Origin of the sequence: Natribaculum luteum (genome assembly GCF_023008545.1) — an archaeon.
In the GTDB taxonomy this organism is placed as follows: domain Archaea; phylum Halobacteriota; class Halobacteria; order Halobacteriales; family Natrialbaceae; genus Natribaculum; species Natribaculum luteum.
This window is the reverse complement of record NZ_CP095397.1, coordinates 747,332-773,469: the sequence shown is the minus strand read 5'-3', so window position 1 is coordinate 773,469 and position 26,138 is coordinate 747,332. Positions and strand designations below refer to the sequence as shown.

At 53.6% G+C, this 26,138-nt stretch carries 23 protein-coding genes and 4 pseudogenes; 11 read left to right on the top strand and 16 right to left on the bottom strand.

The window, feature by feature from the left end; translation table 11 throughout:
- A complete protein-coding gene (arsD, locus tag MU558_RS04050; protein WP_246972163.1) occupies positions 1-330 on the bottom strand; it encodes an arsenite efflux transporter metallochaperone ArsD in 330 nt (109 codons plus the stop codon).
- 74 nt (positions 331-404) lie between these two features.
- On the opposite strand from arsD, the gene MU558_RS04045 reads away from it, so the two are divergent.
- The 3 genes from MU558_RS04045 (at position 405) to MU558_RS04035 (ending at position 4,110) form a co-directional block, all read left to right on the top strand.
- Positions 405-1,288 (top strand): IS1595-like element ISNpe28 family transposase gene (locus MU558_RS04045; RefSeq protein ID WP_015310310.1). Its coding sequence is split into 2 segments (ribosomal slippage): positions 405-867 and positions 867-1,288, totalling 885 coding nucleotides; the frame shifts between segments, so codons are not numbered across the junction.
- On the top strand, positions 1,285-2,451 hold the full coding sequence (locus MU558_RS04040; protein ID WP_246972161.1) for a Cdc6/Cdc18 family protein: 1,167 nt from the start codon (positions 1,285-1,287) through the stop codon (positions 2,449-2,451). The genes MU558_RS04045 and MU558_RS04040 overlap by 4 nt, the downstream gene beginning before the upstream one ends.
- Positions 2,452-2,850: 399 nt before the next feature.
- Positions 2,851-4,110, top strand: coding sequence for an RNA-guided endonuclease InsQ/TnpB family protein (locus tag MU558_RS04035; RefSeq protein WP_246972159.1), 1,260 nt, complete (start codon positions 2,851-2,853; stop codon positions 4,108-4,110).
- 48 nt (positions 4,111-4,158) lie between these two features.
- Here MU558_RS04035 and MU558_RS04030 read toward each other — a convergent pair whose 3' ends face one another.
- On the bottom strand, positions 4,159-4,347 hold the full coding sequence (locus MU558_RS04030) for a hypothetical protein (RefSeq protein ID WP_246974813.1): 189 nt from the start codon (positions 4,345-4,347) through the stop codon (positions 4,159-4,161).
- A 109-nt stretch (positions 4,348-4,456) separates the two neighbouring features.
- On the opposite strand from MU558_RS04030, the gene MU558_RS04025 reads away from it, so the two are divergent.
- The 3 genes from MU558_RS04025 to MU558_RS04015 all read left to right on the top strand — a co-directional run bounded on the left by MU558_RS04025 (position 4,457) and on the right by MU558_RS04015 (position 7,706).
- Positions 4,457-4,813 (top strand): calcium-binding protein, encoded by a 357-nt coding sequence (locus tag MU558_RS04025; protein ID WP_049912044.1) that lies wholly within the window; start codon positions 4,457-4,459, stop codon positions 4,811-4,813.
- A 162-nt stretch (positions 4,814-4,975) separates the two neighbouring features.
- Positions 4,976-6,388 (top strand): DEAD/DEAH box helicase family protein, encoded by a 1,413-nt coding sequence (locus MU558_RS04020; protein ID WP_246972156.1) that lies wholly within the window; start codon positions 4,976-4,978, stop codon positions 6,386-6,388.
- The gene (locus MU558_RS04015) at positions 6,375-7,706 is read left to right on the top strand and encodes a DUF790 family protein (RefSeq protein ID WP_246972154.1); all 1,332 of its coding nucleotides are present in this window, start codon (positions 6,375-6,377) and stop codon (positions 7,704-7,706) included. Before MU558_RS04020 ends, MU558_RS04015 begins: the two co-directional genes overlap by 14 nt.
- Before the next feature lie 443 nt (positions 7,707-8,149).
- Here the strand turns inward: MU558_RS04015 and MU558_RS04010 are convergent, their stop codons facing one another.
- The 7 genes and pseudogenes from MU558_RS04010 to MU558_RS03980 form a co-directional block, all read right to left on the bottom strand.
- Positions 8,150-9,322: an ISH3 family transposase gene (locus MU558_RS04010; protein ID WP_246972152.1), complete on the bottom strand. Its 1,173-nt coding sequence runs from the start codon at positions 9,320-9,322 to the stop codon at positions 8,150-8,152.
- Between the two features lie 177 nt (positions 9,323-9,499).
- A pseudogene (locus MU558_RS04005) lies at positions 9,500-9,697 on the bottom strand (hypothetical protein); the annotation flags it as partial.
- A gap of 380 nt (positions 9,698-10,077) precedes the next feature.
- Positions 10,078-11,403, bottom strand: a complete 1,326-nt coding sequence (locus MU558_RS04000) for a Cdc6/Cdc18 family protein (protein WP_246972150.1) — start codon at positions 11,401-11,403, stop codon at positions 10,078-10,080.
- 699 nt (positions 11,404-12,102) lie between these two features.
- Entirely contained in the window at positions 12,103-12,300 is a 198-nt protein-coding gene (locus tag MU558_RS03995; RefSeq protein ID WP_246972148.1) for a hypothetical protein, read from the bottom strand.
- The gene (locus tag MU558_RS03990) at positions 12,300-12,464 is read right to left on the bottom strand and encodes a hypothetical protein (RefSeq protein ID WP_008015145.1); all 165 of its coding nucleotides are present in this window, start codon (positions 12,462-12,464) and stop codon (positions 12,300-12,302) included. The genes MU558_RS03995 and MU558_RS03990 overlap by 1 nt, the downstream gene beginning before the upstream one ends.
- Positions 12,465-12,622: 158 nt before the next feature.
- Positions 12,623-13,183, bottom strand: a complete 561-nt coding sequence (locus MU558_RS03985) for an SWIM zinc finger family protein (RefSeq protein ID WP_246972146.1) — start codon at positions 13,181-13,183, stop codon at positions 12,623-12,625.
- A 110-nt stretch (positions 13,184-13,293) separates the two neighbouring features.
- On the bottom strand, positions 13,294-13,728 hold the full coding sequence (locus MU558_RS03980; RefSeq protein ID WP_246972144.1) for a TRAM domain-containing protein: 435 nt from the start codon (positions 13,726-13,728) through the stop codon (positions 13,294-13,296).
- A 365-nt stretch (positions 13,729-14,093) separates the two neighbouring features.
- On the opposite strand from MU558_RS03980, the gene MU558_RS03975 reads away from it, so the two are divergent.
- A complete protein-coding gene (locus MU558_RS03975; protein ID WP_246972143.1) occupies positions 14,094-15,263 on the top strand; it encodes a DUF6498-containing protein in 1,170 nt (389 codons plus the stop codon).
- On the opposite strand, the pseudogene MU558_RS03970 reads toward MU558_RS03975, so the two are convergent.
- A pseudogene (locus tag MU558_RS03970) lies at positions 15,244-16,586 on the bottom strand (ISH6 family transposase). The gene MU558_RS03975 and the pseudogene MU558_RS03970 overlap by 20 nt on opposite strands.
- A gap of 26 nt (positions 16,587-16,612) precedes the next feature.
- Between MU558_RS03970 and MU558_RS03965 the strand changes: the two are divergent.
- Positions 16,613-17,185, top strand: a complete 573-nt coding sequence (locus MU558_RS03965) for a Cdc6/Cdc18 family protein (protein ID WP_246972141.1) — start codon at positions 16,613-16,615, stop codon at positions 17,183-17,185.
- Between the two features lie 178 nt (positions 17,186-17,363).
- Here MU558_RS03965 and MU558_RS03960 read toward each other — a convergent pair.
- A protein-coding gene (locus MU558_RS03960; protein ID WP_015310310.1) for an IS1595-like element ISNpe28 family transposase occupies positions 17,364-18,247 on the bottom strand; the annotation gives its coding sequence in 2 pieces (ribosomal slippage) (positions 17,364-17,785 and positions 17,785-18,247; 885 coding nt in all).
- Between the two features lie 238 nt (positions 18,248-18,485).
- Here MU558_RS03960 and MU558_RS03955 point away from each other — a divergent pair.
- Entirely contained in the window at positions 18,486-19,133 is a 648-nt protein-coding gene (locus tag MU558_RS03955; protein WP_246972139.1) for a hypothetical protein, read from the top strand.
- A 1,048-nt stretch (positions 19,134-20,181) separates the two neighbouring features.
- On the opposite strand, the gene MU558_RS03950 is transcribed toward MU558_RS03955, so the two are convergent.
- From MU558_RS03950 to MU558_RS03935, 4 genes and pseudogenes are all read right to left on the bottom strand, one after another.
- On the bottom strand, positions 20,182-21,831 hold the full coding sequence (locus MU558_RS03950) for an IS1634 family transposase (protein ID WP_246972137.1): 1,650 nt from the start codon (positions 21,829-21,831) through the stop codon (positions 20,182-20,184).
- 221 nt (positions 21,832-22,052) lie between these two features.
- A pseudogene (locus tag MU558_RS03945) lies at positions 22,053-23,006 on the bottom strand (ArdC-like ssDNA-binding domain-containing protein).
- A 282-nt stretch (positions 23,007-23,288) separates the two neighbouring features.
- On the bottom strand, positions 23,289-23,708 hold the full coding sequence (locus MU558_RS03940) for an HVO_A0114 family putative DNA-binding protein (protein WP_246972135.1): 420 nt from the start codon (positions 23,706-23,708) through the stop codon (positions 23,289-23,291).
- A 24-nt stretch (positions 23,709-23,732) separates the two neighbouring features.
- Entirely contained in the window at positions 23,733-24,047 is a 315-nt protein-coding gene (locus MU558_RS03935; RefSeq protein ID WP_246972133.1) for a toxin-antitoxin system TumE family protein, read from the bottom strand.
- Between the two features lie 136 nt (positions 24,048-24,183).
- Here MU558_RS03935 and MU558_RS03930 point away from each other — a divergent pair.
- A pseudogene (locus MU558_RS03930) lies at positions 24,184-24,528 on the top strand (restriction endonuclease); the annotation flags it as partial.
- On the opposite strand, the gene MU558_RS03925 reads toward MU558_RS03930, so the two are convergent.
- On the bottom strand, positions 24,467-24,748 hold the full coding sequence (locus tag MU558_RS03925; protein ID WP_246972131.1) for a DUF8129 domain-containing protein: 282 nt from the start codon (positions 24,746-24,748) through the stop codon (positions 24,467-24,469). The pseudogene MU558_RS03930 and the gene MU558_RS03925 overlap by 62 nt on opposite strands.
- A 103-nt stretch (positions 24,749-24,851) precedes the next feature.
- Here MU558_RS03925 and MU558_RS03920 point away from each other — a divergent pair, with 103 nt between their 5' ends.
- Entirely contained in the window at positions 24,852-26,120 is a 1,269-nt protein-coding gene (locus MU558_RS03920; RefSeq protein ID WP_246972129.1) for an FAD/NAD(P)-binding protein, read from the top strand.
- Positions 26,121-26,138 lie beyond the last annotated feature (18 nt).

Sequence of the window (26,138 nt, the reverse complement as noted above, 5' to 3'; positions counted from 1 at the left end):
TTAGGCCTCCTCTGTCGGGGAGGCAGTTTCAAGTGCTGCCGCGAGTTCGTCGTACGAGAGGTACTCGGACTTGGCGACGATCTCGTCGTCGACGACGGTGATCGGCAGGATCGAGGGGCCGTGTTCCTCGACCAGATCGTAGATGCGCTGCGTCTCGAGGAACTGGTCGATGTTGTGCTGCATGTTCGCCCGCGAGATATCGACGTCCTCGAATTCCGCTTCGAGCTGGTCGAGGGCGACGCTGACTTCAACGAGTTCCTCGTCGGGGTCAGGACCACAGACGCCGGTGGAGCAACACATCGCCTCTTCGTACAGGGTGAGTTCAGTCATTGATGAAAATGGATCATCGCTCATCTCGATAAGTCGTAACATCAATTTTCCTTACTCTCCAAGTGTCTTCCAAGATGGACGAGAAGTCTGCGCAAGTGTTCCTTCCACCACGTGAGCGGTGCTTTGAACGTCTCCGTCTCGCCCGCTTCGGCGAGACGGTGACGTGTGTCCATTGCGAGAGTGACGACGTTGTCAAGCGCGGAACAACCGGAAAAGACGCCCAGCAGTACTGGTGCAAGGGGTGTGAGACGTACTTCAACGACCTCACAAACACGATCTTCGGCCAACATCGCTTCGAACTGGAAGAGATGTTCTATATCGTCAAGGAGATGCGATCTGAGCCGACCGCTCAGATCGCTCGTGACCTTGGCCGAGACTACGAAGCTGTTCTCAACTTCGTTCACAAAGTCCAGGATGTGAGCGGGGAGATCGATGAATTTGAGCTGTACGATGTCTGTGAAGCTGACGAGATCTACGTAACAGCTGGTGAGAAAGGGATCGAAGACGAGGATCAGAGTCCGCGCAAGCGCGGACTCAAAAAAAGGGACGAGGACGATTCGAATCAGACAAACCACCGGTGTTGACACTCGTCCGTCGGGATGACGGACGAGTTCGGTTTCTCGTCTGCAAGGATCTCCAAGACGCCGACGAAGACATCGCTGAATACGGTGATGGAAGCGTCATCCTCTGTACCGATGATTACACAATCTACGACGAGATCGAGGAGAAGGAGGGGGTGGACGGCCATCTGGCCGTCACCCACTCCGACACCTACGTCATCGGCGATGCCCACACGAACACCTGTGAGAACCGCCACAGCTTCCTTCGCCAGTGGCTGGCGAAGTTCAGAGGTGTCTCAAAACATCATCTCCAACGGTATCTCAATTTCCTTGAACTGAAACTCAACGAACCAGATAGCTGGTTCGAGAAACTCCTATGTTACAATGTATCGGGATGAGCGAACCTGTCCTCCAGGACGAAGGCATCCCGGATATGCTTCTGAGTGGTCCCTCGGGAACAGGAAAATCGCTTATTATTCATGCAGTCTGTAAACAGATCGTCGAACTGTGTGAGTCCCAAGGAAAGGTGTTCGGTGTTCTTTCGATCAACTGCGAGGGTCCAAAGACCGCAGATCGTGCTGTATATCGGTTAGTCAAAGCCGCCGCTGATGATCTCGGTGTTGATCCCGGTGTTCCACAGACCGGCGTCTCAACCGATCAAAAACTCGAACGCCTGTACGAACTAATGCGAGAGCATTACGATGGAGTCATATTCATTCTCGATGAGATCGATCTGCTCGAGGGACCGTATCAGGAGGCAGAGTACAATTCTCTCATCTACCAGCTTTCACGGGCCCGAAAGCTCGCCGACTTTGATGGTCCGATCTCACTTACAACCATTACTAACTATGCAGATTTCATGAAGAATCTCAATAGTCGAGCTCAAAGCTCTTACAACCCCGATGATATCTTCTTTGACGACTATGATGCGACGCAACTGCGTAGCATCCTCAAATACCGTCGCGACGCGTTCAAGCCGGAGTCTCTTTCAGATGACGTCATTCCACTTGTTGCTGCGTTCGGTTCCCAAACGCATGGGGACGCACGGAAAGCAATTGACCTTCTCAGATGGGCTGGTGAACTAGCTGAACGGCGGGGGGCGGATACAGTCACTGAATCCGATGTTCGCAAGGCACAGGAGAAATACACTGAGAACCGAAAACTCCGCCACATTAGCGGGATTTCGACACAGAAGAAGCTCTCCACATATGCCGTGGCGGCTACTGCCCACTATACGAAAGAAAACTTGGAGTGGATTCCAGCTGGTCCCGCATTTAAGACGTATCAGTTTATCGCCGACACGATGGATGCAGAGAAATACAGCCGTGAAACCTTCGTGAATCACGTTACTGAACAGAGTACGTACGGTGTGTTAGACTTCGAGCGTCGAGGGAGGGGACGTGGCAGAGGAGTACACATGTACTTCTCTCTTTCCGAAGACCCGGAAACGATCATGGAGACGATCCGTGAAGACTCTCGATTCGCTGATTTAGCTCACGAAGACCCAACTATCAGCTCTGTTGTTCGAGAACGAATGAAGAAGTTTCGTTCCAATAGCTAATCTTGACTCTACAGATAAGCAAGGCAAGTGCCTCGGGGCTTGACCCTGAGGCGGTTCACAGTGATAGGCAACGTGCCTCTGGGTGTGGCCCCGAGGCGACCCGGATTTTACAACTCGAAAACGGGGGGAGAAGACTCATGAGTTTTAATTTTCCATCTGATATAATCTCTTCCCCATCCCCATTTACAACTCGAAAATGGGGCTCCCGGTCTACTTAACCAGTCTCTCTTGTAGAACACGTTATACGCTGAACAGGCGCAATACCGCGTCCTTGAGGGCGTGGATGCGCACCGTCACTTGATGCAACAATCCATCGCCTATTGCATGGCCGGATATTCTCTACTGGAGCGGTACTATCATCTTCTCCGGGACTATAACTGGTTATGAAGCCAGAAATAGATGCGTACCGTCCGAACCTTCGAGGCGTCAATTGCCAACCCACAGCAGGTTAGTGATGACCTCGATCAACTCGGATGGGCCGCATCGAAACTCTGGAACGTCAGTCGCTACTACGCACAAGAACAGTGGGACGACACGGGCGAGATCCCCGATGACGGGGAACTCAAAGCTGAACTCAAAGGCCACGAACGCTATACGGACCTTCATTCTCAATCCAGTCAGCGCGTTCTCGAAGAACTCGCTGAAGCGTTCACTGGTTGGTTCGCAAAGCGTCGGGACGGCGATAGCCGTGCCCGACCGCCCGGCTACCGCAAACGCGGCGATTCGCACCCACGTTCTACTGTGACGTTCAAGGCGGCTGGCTTCAAGCATGATGCACAGTTCACTCGCGTTCGCCTCTCGAAAGGCCGCAACCTGAAGGAACACCGTTCGGACTTCGTGCTGTGCGAGTACGAGCTCCGTCCCGACGTAGACCTCACCGAGTGGGATATCCAGCAGGTCCGGGCCGTCTACACGTACGAAGAATGGCGGCTTCAGTTCATCTGCCGAAAGTCAATCGACCCCGACCCACCGGGCGACGGTGTTGCGGGGGTCGATCTCGGTATCTCAAACATCGCCGCGCTTTCGTTCGGGAGTGAGTCGATCCTCTTCCCCGGTAACGCACTGAAAGAGGACGAATACTACTTTGGGAAGCAGAAAGCGAAGTGTGACGATAGCCGATCGAACGAGCGCCTTCGGTTGGACCGGAAACGTACCGAACGTCGAACCCACTTCCTCCATACCCTCTCGAAACAGATCGTTTCGGAGTGCGTAGAGAGGGGTGTCGGGACCATCGTAGTCGGTGATCTCGAAGGGATCCGTGATAACGAGAACGGCGAGTCTCGCAACTGGGGCTCGCATGGCAACCTCGATCTTCACGGGTGGGCGTTTGACCGCTTCACGTCGATACTCGACTACAAGGCGGAAACGGAGGGGATCGATGTACTGATTGAGTCCGAACGTGATACCTCAAAGACGTGTTCCGCCTGTGGGACGAAAGACGGCAATCAGCGCGTCGAACGTGGGTTGTACGTCTGCGAGGAGTGCGATACTGTCGCGAATGCGGACGTGAACGGTGCAGAGAACATCCGACAAAAAGTAACTCCAAGTCCGTCTCAGGATAGGAGTAACGGCTGGTTGGCACAGCCTTCAGTCCATCTGTTCGATCGGAGTGAGGGCCGTTTCGCCCCGCGAGAACAGGTCGTGGACTGTAAACCCTAATATCCCAACGGCGGTCGGGATTCCACGTCGTTTACGGCGTGGAGGATGTCAAGCGGACATGGTGGGGTCCTTCCTTCCACAACCTTCCGTGTCATCGGTCAAACACTCACCATCAGAACCGGTACTGTCTGATCCAGCGACTGCTTTCGCACGCTCGAGCTCACGGATCTCTCGCTGAGCCTGTCGCTCGAGCAGTTCAGCTCGTCGATAGCGTGCACGTTGGTTAACCTTGTCCAGTGACTCAGATCTATTCTATGGGCGGATCGAGTGTCTCTTGGATTGGTTGGCAAGTGGTTTCTGCCACCCCTACCCGAGCATCTTGAGGCTAGAATGAGTACTGGTGGATATGACATGGACCGAGAAGGACGAAGAGCGGGAAGAGCGCATCAAGATGCGTATCATCGTCGACACCTACAGTCCAGAAGAGCAGGCGTGGGGATGGTACACCTATCTGGACGATACGATGGACTTCCCGTTTGAAGCGCGTTGTGTCACCGAGCGAGAGGAGTCTCCCCTCAAAGAAGGCGAAACGATACGCGTGATTGGAATGTCCCCGACAGATCCGACTCTCAGCCAGATGTTCGTGACGATAGAGTGGATGGACAGAGAACTTGGCGTGCCGCTAGAGCAACTGGAACCTCTCGAAGCCGGTCGTGACACAGAACAAGCGATTGCAGACTGGCAGTACTGGCTCGGCCGCTAACAACCGTGGCTCCTGACTGGGCTATCCACAACCGTGACCCCTCTCGGAGTCCAGCACCAAGGCACTCGCCTGTTTGTAGAAGGACAAGACGGACGAATGCCTCAATGGAACCCAAGAAACCCACATATTGAATCCGGTCGGGGACCTCTGTATATACACTGAATGCGAGTCGAATTCGACGACGGGACGCTCCTACTCCGTGATGCCCCAGACGATATCCCCTATGCGGAGTTGGACGACCGCGTCGACGAGTACCGAACGCAAGCATATCGATATCGATCCCTCCTCGAATGGGTAGGCGCCTGGTCGGACGGAAACGAGCAGGCAACGCTTCAGGACGGGTTCGCTCACGCTCTCGAAGACACCGCGCGGGCCTATCCTACCCTCGATCTTACGCCAGCACTCCACATCGAGCCACGTGACTACCAGCAGGCCGCCCTCGACGCTTGGATCGACCATGGCCGCCAGGGGAGTGTTGTTCTCCCGACTGGCAGCGGGAAGACCTTTCTTGGACTGCAGGCCATCGCTGATGCCGGAGTGAGCACACTCATCGTGACACCAACGATTGATCTGATGAATCAGTGGCACGCCACACTCACCAACGCCTTTGGCGATCAACTCACAGATCCGATCGGCGTTCTCGGCGGCGGTAGCCACGAGGTCACCGCAATCACCGTCACTACCTACGATAGTGCCTACCGCTACATCAACGAATACGGCGACCAGTTCGGCTTACTCGTCGTCGACGAGGAACATCACCTGCCAGCGCCGACCTACCAGCAAATCCCCGAGATGACGATTGCACCGTATCGGTTGGGACTGACTGCTACCTACGAACGGCCTGACGGAAAGCATGAACTCCTTGAGGATCTCATCGGTCCGGTTGTCTATGAAGAGGCTGTCAATGAACTTGCTGGCGAGTACCTCAGCGAGTACGAAACCATCCACATGTCTGTCGAGCTCACGCCAGAGGAACGGGAGACATACGACGAGGAGTACCAGCTCTATCGCGACTACGTCGATAGCCACGAGTTTGATCTCTGGAAAGAGGAGGGTTATCAGGAGTTCCTCAAACGGACGTCCTACGATCCGAAGGGACGGCGGGCACTCATCGCCAAGCAGCGCGCCGAACGCATCGCCCGAACGGCAGAGAAAAAACTCGAGACGCTCGACAACCTGCTCAAACGTCACCACGACGATCGCGCGATTATCTTCACTGCGAACAATGACTTCGCCTACCAAATCTCTCAGGAGTTCATCGTCCCTTGCATTACCCATCAAACGAAGACGGACGAGCGCACGGAGATTCTCGAGCGGTTTCGGACTGGCGAATACTCGATGCTGGCAACGTCTCAAGTGCTCGACGAGGGGATTGACGTTCCCGCTGCGAACGTGGGGATTATCCTGTCAGGAAGCGCATCGAAACGGCAGTATTCCCAGCGGCTTGGACGCATCCTCCGGCCGACAGATGACCGCCAGCCGGCCCGACTCTATGAGATTATCACGGCAGACACGATGGAAACATACGTGTCCCAACAGCGCCGACAAGGGGTGACGACGAATGCTGACGGCTGATCTGGCTCGCTCTCGTACCACCGGCGATGCAATCAAGCCGCTGTTTATTGATCCGACGGATGAGAACTATCGAGAGACGGCACGCGAACTCATTGCGCTGTTCGATGCCCATCTCGGTGAGCCGAAAGGCGATCTCGAGGATGCGATTGACGAACTCACCGTGGCGGATACCGACTACAAGATCGTCCAGGGACTGGCGAAACTGCTTCTGGACGAGTGTGAGTTCGAAGTCAGATCTCCAGTCGAGCCTCGTGAGATCCGCCAGACCCTGTTCGAGAAAGCCAACGAGCGGTATCCGGTTGTTCGCCAGCCTACGCTCGGTGACGACACACAGAAGATCGAGGTGTATAGTGCAGTTGCTGATGAGTTGGGTATCACACTCGAAGCGTGCTACCGCGGGATGTATGCTGACCTCGAGGAGAACAAACGACTTGTCCAGATCGGCACGCGGACCGCTGACCAGTATGCCGGTACTGGCGAGCAATCGACTACGACCACGACACTGACTGGCAGTAGTGACGGTGAGTACGAACACACTGATCTGACGGTCGACTGGCTGGTAACTCGCTACAATCTTGCGCTCGCCCAGGCAGTCCTCTACGACGCAACTGAGATGCGGATCCGTGTCTGGGATCATTTCGGGACAGTATTCAGCTACGTCAAACTCTTCGGACTGATGCACCGGATCTATCCGATCGATTCTGACGGCAAGCGTGTCGAACGAACTGACCATGCTGATGGCTATGAGGCCATACTCGATGGTCCAGCGTCATTGTTCTCCCAATCGCAAAAGTACGGCATCCGGCTGGCGAATTTTCTGCCAGCATTGCCTCTTTGTGACCGCTGGGAGATGACTGCCACAGTACTTGTCGATGAGACAGCGGGTGAGACACGGCAACTCAGACTAGACGGCACTGACGGACTCGATTCACACTACAGTACTGGCAGGCAGTTCGATAGCGATCTCGAGCAGACACTCGCCCAGAAATGGGAGCGAGCGACCACGGATTGGGAGTTACTACGCGAAAACGATGTGTTTGACCTCGGTGATGAGGTGATGATCCCCGATTTCGCGATCGAGCACCCGGATGGCCGGCGAGCGATTCTCGAGATCATCGGATTCTGGACACCCGAGTATCTCGAGTCGAAGCTGAAGAAAATATGCCAGGCAGATGCTGAGAATCTCCTTGTCGCAGTCTCCGAACAGTTAGACTGCTCAAATAATGACTTCGGTGACACGAGCGAGCGGGTGCTCTGGTTCAAAACTGGGATTCACGTCTACGACCTGGTTGAACTGGCAGAAGAGTATTCGATTTGAGAACGGAACTCTCAGTGTGTTTTCGACTGGCAGAGTTCGTGTCATGCGCGGTCGCGTCCGTGTAACTGGGAATCGGGAAGAGATTGATAATGAGGTCATCGGACAGATGACCTGTCGCGTGATCCACTGCGCGCGACACTGCCCGGATTCAATCATCGCCCACCCTCAGTCCCGTCCGGTGCTGATCTTCGTCCTCGATCCACCGGACGAATCGCTTTTCGACACTCGAGACACACCGTGTGCAGAGTAAACTCGGTACTTCCCGAACGTCGCTTCGTGAACTGTGCTGAGTCATGACAAATGGAGTGAATGCCGGTGTGGTAACTGAGTGAACAGGAAATAGAATCTACGGATGAGGAGAAGTGAAGTAAGAAGGCTGAGATACGCTGTTCTAGGCGAATGCTGTTGCTCACCAGGAGCTTGCCCAAGGCCGCGGGCTGGCGTCAGCCCGCGGCCGGCGCGTATGCTTCTGGCACACCTGTTCCGTTCATCTCGATCTCCCAACTCCGCTCTAGCTCTTCCTCTAATGCATGTCTGATCCAGTCAGAGAACGTCTTGAACGTGAATTCCTCGGGCAGGTCGCGCCCGCCCCGCTGGGGGCGGGCGACGACCGCCCATCGAAGCACAAGCCAGAGGTTCTCTAACAGGAATCCAACCAGGACGAACGCGAAGCGGATGATTGGGTCTTGTGTCGTCGTTACCACTCGTGCTTGGCGAAATACACGGTAACTCGTTTCGATCGCTGACCGTTTCCGATAGAGTCGTTCGACTTGTTTCGGCGTGCGATCGGTCAGATCGCACGCCACATAGCCTCGAACGACCTCGCCGCTTTTCCCGCGATCTCCGGCGTGATATGCCACCGCGACCGCGAGCGGGAATTCCAGTTCCCGCTCGCGGCCTTTGTACATCCGATAGGTTGTCATGTACGAGCAGTGCGTATCCAGCTTCTTCCTCATGCGCTTGCCCTTCTTTTGGACGGGAACGACAGTCGCAGCAATCTCCCGTGAGCGGCGCAGAATACGTTCGTTGTAGAAGCCACGATCTGCCAACAGAAGTTCTATCTCGAAGGGATAGGCTTCGACGCGGTCGAGGACGCGCTCGACCGCGTCGGCCTCTTTCTCATCACTACGGACGTACGTCATCGCCAACGTCACTGGCTTTCCGTTCGAGACGAGATACGCCGTGCAGTACCGGTGGCACGTCGTTGTTCCGTCTTTCGCGTGCATGCGACAGAGTTCACCTTCTTCATCGGCGTACGTTCCGTGGTAGGGGTTATCGACGAAGTCAATGGAGACGATCCTCGACCGATCAGGGTCGAGGATCGTCATCGCTAACTCCCTGAGAAGGCGGTTAGCAACCCGCTCAAGCCACTCTCGGTTGAGCGTATGGAGCCAGTCCATGACAGTATCATCACAGGCAGCGTTGTCGTTGTCCTTGCACGTCTCCCAGATGGACGTCTGATTGACTGCTGCAAGAATGACAACAGCCCAGATATCGCCGGGATCGAGGGGCGAGCCCTCGATCCCTGGCAAGGGGAGCTGGCAGATGACGTCTTCCGCTAAATCTTTCACGTCCGAATCCGAAAGAACACCGTCTGGCTGAGGGATACTGAACACATTCACTCAACCAGACATCTTCCTCATGGGACCAACGCTTTAGCTCCAGCTTTCACACCAGTCGGGAAGTACCGAAACTCTGTGTGAGTGGGGCCTCAACTATCTGTGAAGGGGGATTTTCATCCCTGTTTTCTCAGGAAATACGGTGTGTCTTCCGTCCCCCAACGTTCCATGTCGCTGGTCGAGCACTTCAATATCAGAATCTGTACTGTCAGGTCCAGCAACTGCCTTCGCACGCTCGAGTTCACGGATCTCTCTTTGAGCCTGTCGCTCAAGCAGCTCGGCTCGCCGACACCGTTCACGAGCGACATCGTCGACACCGTCCTCGTCACTGATCGTGAAGTGCTTGCCACGGTGATCGACCTGCTCGAGCATCAGTACCGATCCTCTGACTCATCTACTGCAGCATCCCGAGCGTCCGCTTGGAGATGCTCGTAATGAAAAGCGTGTTTGGTGGGGACACCATGTTGCAAGTGTTCTCTACTCTGGATCCCTAGATCGTTTAGCAATAATCGAACAATAGTAACGGTATAACATAGACACCACCCTGCAAGTGTTTTCTCTGCTAAGACGCGCTAAAGTGCCCCATTTGGGGCTATTTTAAATCACGCAGTTTTTGAGGATATTCAGCCTTCCTGATCTGTAGAATACAGAGTCTGGGTTCACTATGACACCACCCTGCAAGTGTTCTTGCTGTACATTGGGACACCATCTTGCAAGTGTTCACTATTGTGTCGAAATAAAGTCTGTATAGTCTACGTGAATTTCCATAGATTTTCTTGGTGTTGATCAGATATATCTGGTGCTTCGTATTCAGATGCTTCTTCTTCCAAATAATAGGCTAACATTTCATCTACATTACTCGGAACAGCATTGTTGTACGATGACTTGCGGGCAGCCTCGATAATATCACGTGGGTCGTCTGTAATATCGTACACGTACCGCCGACCACCTTCACGTCCAAGGTTCTGCTCAGCCGATCGTACTAAGCCCTGCATGGATAACTGATCCAAGAATTCGTAGATTTTCCGTTCACTCTTCACACGGGACACGACTGATTCCGCTACAGACGAATATAATTTATAAATCCGTTTCGTCGTTGCTTCCTGCTTCGGTTCGATGACTGCGAGTGCGGCCGCTAAGTACGTCATCGCTTGATGCGATGTGAGATCCTGCTCAAAATAATCCAAGATCTCGTCTGTTTCAACAGTTTCTGTCGCTTCATGCGTGTGTTCAGAAGTCACGACTTCTTTACCGTCCATACGGGCAAGTTCACCCGCTTTCTGTAGGATCCGTTTTCCTTGCCGAACGTCACCGCGCTCTTGTGCAGAGAATGCAGCTGCAAGTGGGATCACATCTTTTTCGAGGACACCATCTTTGAACGCCATATCAGCATAATACTCCAGAATATCGTTAAGCTCATTCGCGTTGTACGGCCCGAACTTAATTTCCCGTTCTCCGAGCGTAGACTTGACTTTTGGCTCGAGCACGTCAACGAATTTTAGATCGTTTGAAATACCGATTAACCCGATTTTCGCGTCTGTGATCGGCGTATTCTCGTTCGCTTCAGCGCGAGGTAACTCGTAGAGGAAATCATTTCGAGCATCCGGTGGAATGTTATCGATCTCGTCTAAAATGATAAGCACGTTCCCCCCAGCGTTCTCGATTTCCTGATATAGAAAGTCGAATACTTTGTCAGTGGAGTATCCGCTGTTCGGTAATTGGTCGTCAGGCGGACGAAAATCATTGACGAGTGCTGTGGCGAGCGCGTATGCTGATTTGTAGTTCCGACAGTTGATTGGCCCGACTACATTCAACGGGACGCCGGTTTCCGCAGCTTTCTCCTTGAGCTTGTTCCGCATCCAGAGTGTGACAGCGGTTTTCCCAACACCAGTCGGGCCGTAGATGAAGACGTTGTTGGGATCATGCCCAACAATGATATCTTCGAGAGCGATTGTGTACTGCTGGATTTCATCGTCTCGATGAAAGATTTTGTCAGGCATTTCATCCTTCTTGAGGATTTGCTTTTGTTTAAATATAGGATCCGTTGTATTGAACGGATTTTCGTCGAGATCAGTCATACCTAGAAAGTCAAGCGAATCCAACATAAACTTTGCTGACCACCCTGCAAGTGTTACAAGTGTTCTTCACCAGGACACACACACACACCACCTTGCAAGTGTTCTGCCGCTCACGAAAGCCTCCCCCCTATTTCCATATGAAATACTGGTGAAGAATGAATAAGGAAGGGAAACAATAGATTAGACCACATGAAACACTAGAAATTCGGCATCTTACTACTCACAATGATTCTGTAGAGAGGGTCATATCCAGTATTTCAACTGAATGCCATACTACTAGCTAGTACTAATATGAATGTTGTTGTTGTTACTATACTTGCCAACTCATAGAAATGGCTTCTAAAACGCTTAGAATAGAGAAACTCTGTGAAATAGTCCAACAAGAACACTCCTCAAAACCGTGTTAGAACCCTCCTTTATAAATAGAAACCTTCTGATCTGTTACATGGACTCTTTCGGAAGACCATGAACACTTGCAGAGTGGTGTGTGGGTGTGTTCGATGCGGATAACGAGGACATCGGTACATCATCTGTCGCGTGATCCGCTACGCGCGACATTGTCCGATCATTCTCACCCCTCAGTCATGTCCGGCGCTGATCTTTGTCCTTGATCCACCGGACGTATCGCTTTTCGACACCCATACACACCGTGTGCAGAATGAATCACTCGAGGTCACACCACGAGGGGAATGTTTGGTATCATCGTTCAAGTACTTCGACATTCGGATTAGCACCGTCTGATCCAGCGACTGCCTTCGCACGCTCGAGCTCACGGATCTCTCGCTGAGCCTGCCGTTCGTGCAGTTCGGCTCGCCGACAACGTTCACGAGCGTCGTCGACAACGTCCTTGTCACCGATCGTGAAGCGCTTGCCACGGTGATCGATCTGCTCGAGCATCAGTACCGATCCTCGGCTTCGTCCACTGCAGCATCTCGAGCGTCCGCTTGGAGGTGCTCGTAGCGGACCTCGCAGCTGTCCGAACAGAACCGACCAGAATACCCTGTCCGATCGCGGGCAGGTTCCGAACACGTCGGCATTCGGCATTCGTCGCGGTCAGTCATCTGGCGATCCCTCGATGTAGGAACCGAGTTGTTTCAGTGGCTGTCGGCGTGATTGTTGTCTCTCTTTGTCTCATGGGTTACTACGGTGGGCTCCTTTCGAGCCCCCGCACCCCTTTCGGGGGTTACAAACCGTCTCGAGTGATCTCGTCACTCGACAGTCAGCGGTTGAACGTGCCATCTGGCGCAGGAACAAGTCCCGTCCGGATCTCGAGGTCGACACGGCGAAGATGCTTGCAGCCGTTTTCTGGCTGGCGCTGTTCGAAATCTGGGCACGTACACGTCGCTGCCTCGATATCGACCTTGTAAGTGTTCCCGCTCTCACTCTCGACCTCGTAGACCGGGCCCACTGTTGCAAAGCGGACGTTCAACTTCTCGTTCAGTGCACGGCGAGTTCGTGGGTCGTCAATCGAGTAGCCACCTGCCTCGAGGACAGTCGGCGGCTGGGGATTGTTGCAGGGGGTGGTGAACTCGTCGCGATGGTTGCGTTCTTGGCCGCACTTCCTGCAACGCCAGTAGCGTGTCCGATACTCGTAGCCATCTGTGAGATTGAGTTCGTACGGTGTCGGTTCCGCGCCTGGCAGCCACTCGTCGATTGCGACGAGTTCGTGTCCGTTCAGCCGGGCAACGTCTCCTGGATAGCTGCGATCGCGGTCGGTCGTGTACTCGTCTGTCAGTTGATTTCGATGCTGGTCGCTCTGGTGTGGTCGATCTGTACTCATTCGTGGCCTCGAGGCACACGAGTATGCGCCTCACCCACTCAGGCGCAGAAAATCACCGGTATAAGCAGATTAGGGAAACAGATCAAGCTCTCGGCTATCTGGGTGGTGTTTCACAGTGCTCGTGGATCGCTATCGACGATGCTCGCAAATGCGACGTTCTTCTGAACCTGCTCGATTTCGATGGTAGGTTCGTCACCAGGTTGGGCTCCAGAGACGATCACGACATAGCCGCGTTCGACTTTTGCAATTCCGTCGCCCTGATCGCCGATAGTCTCGATTGTTACATTACGCACCTCGCCTTCCTCGACAGGAGGTCCCGATGGGGAACGGCTCACGGTCTCCTGAGAAGGAGGTTGCTGTGTCTTCTGTTGCACCGATGACTCTGTCGAAGCAGGCGACTCAAGAATCGCTACGCGATACGTTTCGTCGGCTGACAACGCCTCGTGATCGACTTCACTCGAGGGAACTTCGACAACGTATGTTCCATTTTGCTCTTCGATTGGGGCGCTAAACAGAGAGCGAAGGGAATCTGGAATCTCGACCATTGATTTTCTAGTGTTCAGTACCCACGGGACAAGTAAGTTTCAGTACTTCACAAAACTGGTCCTCGTAGACGTGGATTGCATTGTCTGCTTGCTCGATAGTAGACACACTTCACGCAAGCAGATTTTCAACTAACCAGCTTCGTGAAGTACTGATAATCCTTCCTGATGCTAAAGATATCTGTGCCGCTGGGGGTGAAGTGACTGGTTGGTCAGTATGTTAACCACGGTTAACCGGTCATCACGTGTAACAATTCATCCCGAAAGAGATTAGTAGCTATTTCCGCTGTTTTATTTTAATATCAGTTATATAATACGTGATATTATATTTTTAGACCCATATATCATTGTGGGTTTTTTAAAATATGGTGTTGGAGTCGACAGTCTTAGTTAAATCAACAGATTTTAGTGCCCGTGATATTAAATTCTCCCATAATAATATGATTAAAATCGAGCGCCGGCGGGATCAATTCACGGCGGTGCTATCAAATCTGGTATTGTTTGTTGGAGTCTTTGTGTTTCGATGGGACCCCCATCTTATTCTATTCTTCTATTGGTTTGAAGCAGGGATTGTTGTCATCCGAGAGGTGATTCAGTCATTGTTTGCTGAATTGCCACCATCAGAGGAATATTGCCCATCAGGATCAAAAGCAACATTTCCACTCAAAGAGTTAGCGGATGTCCGAGGCGGCCTTCAACTTACTCGCTTGCTTCCGCCAATATATCCACGCAATGTCCCATATGCACTAATGACGGTCATCCAACTGATTGCCTTTTGGCCGTTCGGGGGACTCGTATTAACCGGTATTGCTACCTCGTTTGTCGAACCACTTGTCTTACCGTCATCGGCTGCCCTCGGGATTCTTGCTATCGTGGGTCACCAACTGATTCAGTTGGTGTCCTGGTTTCGGTCAAGCAACTACAAAACAGTCGCTGCGACCGGAGGTATTTCCAAAACATATCTAGCGCTTTTATTCCTCCTTGCATTCATTGCGCCGGTTATCATCGGTGCCGTCCAAACAGTCGGTGTCGCTCAGGTCGGGCTTAGCCTGATCCTTATCGGATCAAAAGTAGTGTACGATATTCTCGAATTTCGAAAACCTAGGTTCGTCCAATCGACGATGTTCATTGATGAGACAGTGGGCGAAGAACCAACAGTCAAAATCCCAGATGGCAAGACGGTTGCAGAGTTTCACACCGACTGGCGTGCTGCACTTATAGTATCGCTATTTCGCGGTATTCTCTTTTCTTTCGTTATGCCTACAGTTCTTTTCGTTCTCGTCGGCGGGTTGATAGGGGGAATAGTCAGCGGGACACTATCCGGTGCTATAGCCGGTGCTGCAACTATCATCGCCATCCGTACTTTCTTCCAAATTTTTGTGGGATGGATCACTATAAGACCGATAGTCTATCGCGTGTATCCCGATGCCGTCGTCGTATATAATAGGCTAACCGGGGAAGCACAGGAGATAATCTCTCGAGAAGAGATTGAATATGTGGGTCCCGTCCCAAACTCGTCTAGAGTTCGCCTCTGGTAGCGTCAACTGACACCTCCATTGTGATGGCTGTTTTGGCTGATCGCTCGAGCAGTTCGTCGGCGAACGCCGCGAACTGCTCGGGATCGGCATACTGCACCAAATTCAACCAGAGAAGCGACTCTAACCCTGCTTCTGACCACCGCATCCATTGATTCTTACACCGCTTCGAAACTTCACCCATGGCTCGTTCGACCACGTTTGACGTCCACGGAACCTGCTGTTGATCAAGCGCGAGTTCCGCGAACGTCACGGTTGCTTCTGCCCATTCCCGGAGGTACGTCGTAGCTTTCGGGGAGTCTTGACGCTCTAACCTCCAGGCTTCCTTCTCGAGATTCTCGAGCGTTTGGTCGATCCGCTCGCGGATCGCCAAACGCTCATTCCTCGGTGCATGGAGTGCGACAGAGTTCTTCAGATGGAATAGATCATCCGTAACGCCAGAGACGATCGCTTTCCGCTCGGGGAGCGGAAACGCATCGTCTTTCCAGAGCTTGTACCGAGCGTTCGACCGACGTGAACGAGATCGAGCTGGTGAGATCGGTCTCCACTTTCGAACGCATCGACAAGCGCCTTTTCGGCGTCACTGACGACTGTGGCGTCGTCAGTGATCGCCTCAGTCTCTTCGAGGGGTTCTGCTGTTTCATCCCTGGATTCGTTGACGTTGACGTCTAAGAGTGTGGTTTCTGTGTCGTCACCCTCGGGCAAACGGCCGAGGGTGACGTTGACATCATGGTAGGTGCAATGGTCCTGCTGGCTATGACACTTCGTTCCGTCAGGAACGACAGTGTCTGCATTCGTCCCAGGAAGCCGATCACGAACGAAGTCGCCGAGCTTGCTGCCGTATTCACGGACTCGGCGGTTGACCGTCGTGATCGAGGGCATGGGAGTGAAGCCGTCGCCGTGGGCGACGGCATCACGATAGCTGAGCGAAGTAGCAAGTTCGGCAGCCTGGAGCGAGATATCCTCTTGATAGATGCGCTGGCCGTCGAAGTCGATAAGATCCTCGAGCGGACGGAAATAGGTCGGATCGCCGTCGGTAGCAGCAGTGTCTTTGACGTGATGGAGGGTGAATTCGTGTTCTCTTGCGGTTGTCACAGTGGTTCGTGTGGAGGTTCCAGCGCGCTGGAAACGGCAGTCGCCGTTTCCGCGCGCATGTTTCTCACCACAGTACGCCTCGACGAGGCGCTCGTCGAGGCTTCTAACGAGCTCCTCGAGGATAGTGGCCTCAAGCTGAATCTCAGTGAGAGATTCAGCGAGAGTGGCAAGCGGTAGCGTTTTGTCTTGGTCGAGACTAACTGTGAACTGCGCGTCAATTGTGGCGTGCATGGGTCACTTCGGGGTAGGTACCAGAGGTGACCCTGCTTCCACAGGAGTCAGTTACGACTCTAGACGAGTTTGGGACACGACCCCTCTCTGGAGATGTAATACCGCTCTGCGCAGCGCTTGCTGGCCAAGATACTGGCGACGCACGGCAGGCGATTCATCTCTTATCTACCGCGTGTGATCTCGCGCTAGACGATGGTAGTGATATCGTCACGGAATCTCATGTCCGAGAGGCCCGTGAAGAAATTCAGGAAGAGACGATTGGAAAAGGAATTCGTGGTGAGACGATCCAACGGAAAATCGCTCTACTAACTGTCCTTGAGTCTGAGCTATCGGGTGACGCGCCTGAAGGGACAACACAACTCTATCGTCGATACAAGCGGTTTACGAAACAGATTGGGGCCGACACTTACCAGCAGGGTACTTTCAGGGAGAAACTCAATGATTTGGCACATGGGAATATTCTTGAGGGTGACCGCCGCGGTCGTGGGCGTGGACGTGGAATGACGAATATGTACAGCCTTTCGGTTGATCCTGATCTCGTGATTGACAAAGTTGGTGATGACAACCGGTTGAGTCAGATCACGGAACAATTCGAGTAGCACGACTCATTACACTTTGTCTTGAGTCTCTTTTCCACGGACTGGCCGCCTCTTGGTCGATATCACCGACTTACACTCTGATACCCCCTCCCCCGAAGAATATATTCTGCTACCAAGTCGGCATTGTCCAAGGGGAGTTCACTCGCTGGTTAAACCTGATATCTATTCAATTCTTCGCTCATCCCGATACATTGTAACATAGGAGTTTCTCGAACCAGCTATCTGGTTCATTGAGTTTCAGTTCAAGGAAATTGAGATACCGTTGGAGATGATGTTTTGAGACACCTCTGAACTTCGCCAGCCACTGGCGAAGGAAGCTGTGGCGGTTCTCACAGGTGTTCGTGTGGGCATCGCCGATGACGTAGGTGTCGGAGTGGGTGACGGCCAGATGGCCGTCCACCCCCTCCTTCTCCTCGATCTCGTCGTAGATTGTGTAATCATCGGTACAGAGGATGACGCTTCCATCACCGTATTCAGCGATGTCTTCGTCGGCGTCTTGGAGATCCTTGCAGACGAGAAACCGAACTCGTCCGTCATCCCGACGGACGAGTGTCAACACCGGTGGTTTGTCTGATTCGAATCGTCCTCGTCCCTTTTTTTGAGTCCGCGCTTGCGCGGACTCTGATCCTCGTCTTCGATCCCTTTCTCACCAGCTGTTACGTAGATCTCGTCAGCTTCACAGACATCGTACAGCTCAAATTCATCGATCTCCCCGCTCACATCCTGGACTTTGTGAACGAAGTTGAGAACAGCTTCGTAGTCTCGGCCAAGGTCACGAGCGATCTGAGCGGTCGGCTCAGATCGCATCTCCTTGACGATATAGAACATCTCTTCCAGTTCGAAGCGATGTTGGCCGAAGATCGTGTTTGTGAGGTCGTTGAAGTACGTCTCACACCCCTTGCACCAGTACTGCTGGGCGTCTTTTCCGGTTGTTCCGCGCTTGACAACGTCGTCACTCTCGCAATGGACACACGTCACCGTCTCGCCGAAGCGGGCGAGACGGAGACGTTCAAAGCACCGCTCACGTGGTGGAAGGAACACTTGCGCAGACTTCTCGTCCATCTTGGAAGACACTTGGAGAGTAAGGAAAATTGATGTTACGACTTATCGAGATGAGCGAAGCTGTATACCTCAAAGGTCTTCAACAACAGCGAAACGATATTGGACAGACTGAGATGCATCTCGTGTCAAGATTGCCTCGATCAAATGACAAAGTGCGATACAACGCATGGGACTATTTGGATAGCATCGAGTTTGGAGAAACGTCTCACGAACCTTGGGAATGGGGGGTCGATAACTGATGGTTGAGTCAATCGAAATCGATCTCATACTAGAGGATACCGAGGCTAGCGCCGTCCTTGATAAGGTTCACAGCCACACTTCTGATATAGATGGATACTTGGTGGAATGGTATCCAAACGAGAAAAAACGCATTTATATATCTCATAGACTTAATGATCAGTCATTTGGGTTATCTGTGACTGCCAATGAAGATGATGATCCTGAATGGTATACTTTACCTTCGAGGTCAGCGATTGGCCTTCAAGTTCAAACTGAAGATCTTTCTGGTTACAATGCTACTGATGAGCGGGTGTCTATGCTTTTAAACATCGTAGAGACTGTTTATACTGCGTCTGATGACTATATATATGGATACGGACTTGATACGGAACACGTTGGGAGTATTGGCGAGAACTGGGGGCCTGATAAGCCGGTAACCAATGAGAGCATCGCGAACAATCGCATCGCAGACGTGAGCTGGCTGATGCTCTTTGCGCCGGAACTGGTTGACGAGTACGGTCGGGAATGGTTATTGAGTGCACCGACTTGGAAACATCAGGAGTTTGACGACGGTGGAATTATGCTTGTTGCAAGCCCTGATCCCACCGACTACGACACCTTCACCGAAGGGCGTGAATACCTGCGCGAGTACTTCGATTTTAGGTGACGATGACCTGAGTTCTTTCCTTCGCTCTTGCTAGTATTGACAGCAGTGGCGGCGTTATTCACTGTCGATAGCGTAGACGCTACAAGAGCTAAAGGCATGTTTGTAAATTCAATTTTTATAAATTATGACTGATGTAATCATGTTATGAGACTTCATCGGCGAGGCCATCGACGACGAAAAAGCGAAAACTGATCGTCTACTCGATGCTGCAGACGGTGGTCGAGATGGGGTAAGAGATATGGTTCTCTCGTATCTTGGGCTCGGCGAGATCGACGAGGCACGGAAACGGGGCCGCCGAAGCAGCGCCAGACTACCTGCAGTATGCGCGATTCGTCGCGGAAGGCGACGCGATCACGAACTTGACGAGCACGCCTGGCCGCCGACCGCCTCCTCGAGTACGATGTCGAATCATTCGAGGCCGTCGATGCACTCGAGATTGGGTAGAAGTCACTCAATACGAAATCTCGAGACGTCTCGAGAGGATTTCATACTTGCCCAGATGGGTAAGGAGTAACCGCCAGCCAGGGCGGGACAATCACCACGTCGGCTTCATCTCCCGCGTGAACGTGGTGGCATTCGCCTTGGACTCTGTAATCACATTTCGAACACAGCGTTATTCTCACCATCTGGGTCGAAGAGCAGATCGAAAGCTGGGTGTTTGAAGAGTTCTTCATTACAGGACTTGCACTTGGTGAGTAGAGTCCGTTCTGCGCTCCAGTAGTCTGTCCGCATAATTACAGAGCTGCCTTGCTTTCCGTAGTGCCCTCCAGTTACCCTAAAATGACTGAATTCACAACTCCCGCATTCTGGACATGAGTCTGTCAGGCCCTGCCAGTCGTCCCGCTTGCTACCGTTAATACCCACTTTCAGTACCTGATTCCGATTTCACGAGTTATTTTCCGAAATTGGCATGATCTGCAAGTCTATTTCATAGAAATCAAGTAGGTTATCATCTGATAGATTATAACGGCCCTCTCAACATGTGATTGAACTAAAAATATTGCGAAACAAACGTGCGAGCCAGAGAGGTTTGCCTCTCTGGCCGCGCTTACACCTTCGATTCGATCCCATACGCGGCAATGCTGAGATCAAGCAACTCAAGAACCCGTTTCGGGAGATTGTCATTGTCTGGAAGCTCTCGTTTACCGTCAGTCTGCATCACGAGCACGTTTTCGAAGCGTTCCAAGACGCGTCGGCCGGTGGGCCGAAAACTCGTCGGCCCACCGGCCAGATCCATCGGTTCATCCGCATCTTTCAGCGCCTCGCGTGCGCGTCGTTCAATGAGTGAGTAGACGAGCAACGCCATCAGCAGCACGTACCCTAACGCTTCGACACGCTCGGGCCGGTCAAGGTAGACCGGCCCGACGCGTTTCGGATCTTTGAGTACTGGGAATCGACGCTCAACCGCTTGCTGTTCTTTGTACTCCCGCAGTACTCGCTCTGCTGGCCACTCTTCTGCATCGTCCAACGAGGTGACGACTACGAAACAGCTGGCTCTTTTCTTGCGATGGGCGATCGCCGCCGCGTCCCGCTGGACGCTGGCGGCGATCTGAAACACGGTTTCGTATGGGTCCCATTCTTTCGGCGGTCGTCCCGGTTTGTCGCGGCTCTTCTTCTGTTCGGTTTCAACGACCTTTGCTTCGAATTCGAAGTAGGGATTGTTGTGATCGTCGAGCCACGCGTCCCACGCTTCCTGAGCGTCGGGTTCACAGGCGAACGAGCGGTCGGTCAGCTGACCGACCGCGTCTTCAAGATCTTCTTCGGTGCTGTCGAGATCGTTGTCGATGCGTCGTTCAGAGCGTCCGTCAAGCGTGGACGAATGGACAACGACACACCGCAAATTGTGTTCAGAGATGGGAGTTTGAAAGGTTTGAATCTGGTAGGAGGCAGCGTCTTCGTCGTCTTCGTCATCGACAAACGTTCCAAGATTGGTCCAGTCGTTGGCCTCCCACGCGCGGTCGATGAGCGTATCGACCGCGCTGTATGTACGTGGGAGTCGACTGATGATGGAGATGCCCTCAGCAGCGGCTTGATCGAGCGATGTTTGATTGACGACCGCGCTGTCAGCGACATAGACGGGGGGCTCGTCAGCGGCGAGCCGCTGACGGAGCCGAGCGATGAGGTCAGTGTTCCAGGTGCTGTCAGAGGTGTTCCCGTCGAGGATGTCTCCGACGACGGGAACGCCGGCTCGGTTGACACCGAGCCCGACTTGGAATTGCTTGAGATCCGGCCGATGATCTTTGCTGTAGCCATGCGTGATAGAGAGTGTTTCGTCTGTGTCTTCGTCAGTTTCGTAGAGTCCGTGAACGGAGAAAGAGGTGGTATCCGCGTGAAGCACGTCGGTAGAAACATCTTCGCGAGCAGCGGCTTCGACCAGCACGGTCCCGAGGACCGTGCTTGGGTCGCCCTCAGAGAGTTTGTCGAGTGCTCGTCCAAGGGTATGGTCGTTGAGATCTTCAGGTTCAGTATCCTCGCCAAAGAGGTTCTCTGTGTCGGTATCACGGAAGAATTCGGGCAGCCGATACATCGGCTGCCCTTGAGTCAGACAGTTCATGATTAACGCCATGAGCCGCAACCCGGGCGAAAGCTGGGAGCGGTCTTCGTCCCAATCGAGATCCTCATTGAGAACCTCAATGAGGCCACTTTCCTCACAGATAGCACGAATGACCGGAAGAGGTCCCGGTGCGAGGATTTTCACAGACGAACTCACGGTACCGTGAGTTTGTCTGAGTGCCTCAAGAAGCTCACCCTACTCCTCAACAGGAAATAACGTTGTCAATCTGGATGAGGTACTGAAAGTGGGTTATATACTCACTACCCCACCACTTCCGCTGTTAGAGTGATCAGTATCCAGTTCGGGGATTCACTCCACTGATTTATAATATAAAAAACCATTACAAACGCCTGTCCTGAAGATCCTCAAAAAGAAGCACCCGATCGCTCATCGTCGATTACCTCGCTGACGACGTCGATGATCTCCTGGGCAGTCGAACGGATCCACTCAAGCCGGTTAAGGATCGTCTCCGGCTCGTCACCGTGCCACGCGGCGAGGTAAAACGCTGATCCACTGTTATCCAACTCGAAGTACCGCCCAACGATGTAGCCGACCGCTTCGGCCTCGAGTTCGCGCTTTGATCGCTCAGCCTCGTCGTCTACGCCGCTGTGTAACAGCGCATGTGCGTACTCGCGAACGAGCGTGATAGCGAGATCAGCGTCGTTCTCGCGATCACGGACGGCGACGCGTGGCTGTTCTGCTGGCTGATACTGGCAGACGCCTTTGGCGTTCCCATGCGACCAGTCTTGAGGTGATACAACCTCGACGTCTACTTCGAGTGTGTCTGTCGCCTCGAGGAGTGCGGGAACTAACTCGTCAGCGTCACCTTTCGCTTCTGTCTCGAGGTCGGGCAGTGGCTCGCCGTCAGTCTGTGAGATATCGAAGACGGCTGCTGGCCGAAAGCTCACGAGTCCCTTTTCCCAGCTGTCCGGGGGGGTTTCATCGTATTCACAGTCACTGCGCTCGTGATACGACGGCGAGTTTCCACAGTCAGGACACTGTTTCGCGATGATGGGTGCCCAGATCTAGATCGCCGTCTCCCCTTCTTTGACGTGCCGGTCAAACTCGTTTTGCCATGTTCGATAGCCGGCAACGCGTGTCGCGTGTGGACACTGGAGTGTGATCAACAGCGTGTTTCGGTGCGAGTAGTCGTGGAAGCGACTCTGGACGTCCAACCATTCTTTGAACTGCTCGCTCGAGACGGCGTCATCGACCTCATTGACGAGGTCCTGGATCCATGTTTCGATCGTGCTGTGCATCTCGTTGTTCCGGGTGTCCGAATCGTCGAACGTTTCCCGGGAGCTTCTGCTCGTAGTCATATTCGATCACCGCTTCTCGAGTCGAATCGGACCGAATCGGACTGAACTCGAGAAAACCTCCGCCCCTCAGTGGGTCTCACAAAAGACGCCGGACTCGAGCAGCTAGAGAGTCGTCAGTCAGTGGGCGCAGGGGTCTCCACTTTGATCGGCACGTCGTCTGGTGCTCCGCTCTCGTTCAGGGAGACGCTAGGTATGTATTATGCATCGTACGCAGTCCCGATCAGCAGTGATTCAACTTCTGCGAGCGCTTCGTGTCGGTGAACAGATAAGTAAACCGGAAGACTAATCTGCGCTGGCAGGAGCACTGTCAGCGTCGCCGTCGTCAAGGAGGGGGTAGTCGATATGCATCTCTATTTTGTCGAATGGGACGATTGGTTGTATCGCGCCACCAGGGCCACCTTCCTCAAGCTCGAGAATACCCAGCACCTCGAGGTGCTTCAGGTCTGCATGAACATCGGAGACATCGCGATCGACGAGTCGTGCAGCTTCACGCATACTGGAGGGGTGCTCTTTGGCGATTGCTTGGATGAGAGTTAGACGCAGTGGTGTGAGACTGTCAACGAGATCGTCGTAGGTACCGAACTGGAGGACTGCCTGCTCATCACTCTGATCTAGTTCATCAGCTTCAGCGTCTTGAATGAACTGGAGAGTGTCCTTACGAACCTGTGCTCGATCGCCGACGGTGATGTGAAGCGTGGTCATCGGTTGGTGTGGTGTATGCAGTTTTCAATAGGGACGTGGCGGATTGCCGCCAGTGGTGTCCCAGTATTCGTCAGCATTGGCCCAGAACTCAACGAGGAGTTCCTCCATTCCAGGAAACTCGAGATCAGTATCGCCAGCAGCAGTGTGGAGTTCATGGCCTTTGGCATCTTCGTGAGCGTTGTCGTAGCGGATGAGCGTCAGGTCTTGTAGCGTGCCCAAGTGGAGTGTGTATTTCCAGCCGGACGGGTAGGTGTTTGTATCGGTCGTACGTCGTATGACGACGTTTTCAACGAGTCCGGCTTCGACGTGGGTATACCGATGCGTAAGTTCATGGCCCATCCTCCATCTGTTGGGATGTTCCCCAACATCAAAAGTACGTTGGGTGAATACCCAACACTACCCCTAACTATTTGATACACTCAAGCGACTCAGAATATATTTGGCAATTAAGTGATGTGTTCTGAATATCTCCGAAATGGCTGTCTTGGATAATTTCTCTGGGTTCGAATTCGGGGACCTGATGGAGGATGTCTTCCGAAATCTCGGTTACGAAAACGTCCGGCAGGCCGCAAAAACGGCTGATAAGGGGCGAGATATTCTGATGGAAGAGGTCGTCGACGGGACTCGGCGAGCGATTGTTGTCGAGTGTAAGCATACAGGGACTGTTGGACGGCCAGTCGTACAGAAACTTCATTCAGCCATTGCGACGTTTGACTTCGACGGACCCAAGCGCGGAATGGTCGTCACGACAGGTCGGTTTACCAGTCCCGCCCAAAAGTACGCTGACCGCCTCGAGCAGAACGGCGATCCATATCCTGTGAGCGGAGTTCGTTAGTCCGCGTCTCGAGCAATCGGAGAATCGGGACGCGTTGTTGGTGCTGGTTTTCGTAGGCGATGCAAGCTCGCAGTATATCCATATCGTTGACGAGAACGGCGAGATCGCGGTCGCCGCTCTCGCCCAAGACGTGATTGAGCGTGGTCGTCTTGCCGGCACCGAGTGTCCCGGAGAGCACCGTCACCGGGATCGTCTGCTCTTCCATACGTTGCTAATACCATTCTTCGAAATAATACATACTAGTATAATATCCAAGTTCTTATTAACTATAGAGGGTTGTCTTCGAGCACTGACGCGACGTATCTCATATGACGACAGGCAACCCAACCCGTGAATTCGGCTGCATCATCGTCGGAGGAGGGATCCACGGCACGTACCTCGCCCAACGTCTCCTCGAAGACGCTCCGTTCGACAGATCTGACGTTCTCATCGTCGATCCCCACGACCGATTGCTGGCGTCATTCCGTGAGAAGGCAAAGGCCTGCGGCATGGAGGCACTTCGATCGACGTTCGTTCACCACGTCGGAACCGAACCGTTCGGGCTCGAGAGTTTCGCCGAAGCGAACGATCGCGAGGACGAACTCGTTCCGACGGTCGACTACCCACCGAGGCCGTCGCTCGACCTCTTTTTGGACTACTCGGACTACGTGATCGATCGAAAGAATCTCGGCTCGCTGCATCGTCGGGCCGCCGTTGATGCGATACATGAACTCCCCGATGGGACGGGTCTTCGGCTCGAGACAACCGAAGGTCCCATCGATACCAATTACTGCATCTTGGCGATTGGCCACGGCGGGCACTATCGGTGGCCCGACTGGGCCGCCGGTCTCGATGGCGTCGAACACATCTGGGAGGGGTTCGACCCCGACGCGTCGGCCGATCGAACGATCGTCGTCGGCGGCGGCATCACGGCCGCGCAACTCGCGTGTGAACTGAGCGAGACAGAGTCGGTGACCTTGCTATCACGGCATCCGCTCGAGTGGGAGGTCTCCGAGGCGGATCCGCCGTGGATCAACTGGTCACACGTCGAAGAAACCCTCCACATACACCCACCGGGATCGAGTGACCGGTTCGAGGTGATTTCGGATGCTAGAAACGCTGCGACGATTCCACCGTACCTCTATCAGGAGTTGGGGAACCGGATCAACGAGGGCGAGCTTACGCTCGCACAGGGTGCGGTCGACTCGGCGACGGTCGAAGACGGGTCGGTTCGGCTCTCCCTGGATCACGGGTTGCAGTTGCTCGGAGACCGCGTCGTTCTCGCGACTGGATTCGAACCCGTGTTCGATCACCCGTTCGTCGATCGAATCGCCGACGAACTCGAACTGGCTCGAGGGTATCGAGGGATGCCCGTTCTCGACGACGACACACTCGCCTGGCAGCGCGACGACGGCTGGTTCGTTCCGCTGTATGTCTCCGGAGCGCTCGCCCTCGGGGCAGTCGGCCCGTACGCGCCCAACATTCCGGGTGCCAGACGAGCCGGCGATCGGATCACGGCTGCCATCAAACACCGCCGTCACCGTTCCGAGGCGGATGGCACGAGCGAATCGGCGTCCGGAATGGGTGCGTCCGACTGATCGAGTACGGTACGACGA

Coding starts and splice junctions, on each gene's coding strand:
- arsD (WP_246972163.1), bottom strand. CDS start 330: ATGACTGAACTCACCCTGTACGAAGAGGCGATGTGTTGCTCCACCGGC.
- MU558_RS04040 (WP_246972161.1), top strand. CDS start 1,285: ATGAGCGAACCTGTCCTCCAGGACGAAGGCATCCCGGATATGCTTCTG.
- MU558_RS04035 (WP_246972159.1), top strand. CDS start 2,851: ATGCGTACCGTCCGAACCTTCGAGGCGTCAATTGCCAACCCACAGCAG.
- MU558_RS04025 (WP_049912044.1), top strand. CDS start 4,457: ATGACATGGACCGAGAAGGACGAAGAGCGGGAAGAGCGCATCAAGATG.
- MU558_RS04020 (WP_246972156.1), top strand. CDS start 4,976: ATGCGAGTCGAATTCGACGACGGGACGCTCCTACTCCGTGATGCCCCA.
- MU558_RS04015 (WP_246972154.1), top strand. CDS start 6,375: ATGCTGACGGCTGATCTGGCTCGCTCTCGTACCACCGGCGATGCAATC.
- MU558_RS04000 (WP_246972150.1), bottom strand. CDS start 11,403: ATGACTGATCTCGACGAAAATCCGTTCAATACAACGGATCCTATATTT.
- MU558_RS03995 (WP_246972148.1), bottom strand. CDS start 12,300: ATGCTCGAGCAGATCGATCACCGTGGCAAGCGCTTCACGATCGGTGAC.
- MU558_RS03990 (WP_008015145.1), bottom strand. CDS start 12,464: ATGACTGACCGCGACGAATGCCGAATGCCGACGTGTTCGGAACCTGCC.
- MU558_RS03985 (WP_246972146.1), bottom strand. CDS start 13,183: ATGAGTACAGATCGACCACACCAGAGCGACCAGCATCGAAATCAACTG.
- MU558_RS03980 (WP_246972144.1), bottom strand. CDS start 13,728: ATGGTCGAGATTCCAGATTCCCTTCGCTCTCTGTTTAGCGCCCCAATC.
- MU558_RS03955 (WP_246972139.1), top strand. CDS start 18,486: ATGGTTGAGTCAATCGAAATCGATCTCATACTAGAGGATACCGAGGCT.
- MU558_RS03940 (WP_246972135.1), bottom strand. CDS start 23,708: ATGACCACGCTTCACATCACCGTCGGCGATCGAGCACAGGTTCGTAAG.
- MU558_RS03935 (WP_246972133.1), bottom strand. CDS start 24,047: ATGGGCCATGAACTTACGCATCGGTATACCCACGTCGAAGCCGGACTC.
- MU558_RS03925 (WP_246972131.1), bottom strand. CDS start 24,748: ATGGAAGAGCAGACGATCCCGGTGACGGTGCTCTCCGGGACACTCGGT.
- MU558_RS03920 (WP_246972129.1), top strand. CDS start 24,852: ATGACGACAGGCAACCCAACCCGTGAATTCGGCTGCATCATCGTCGGA.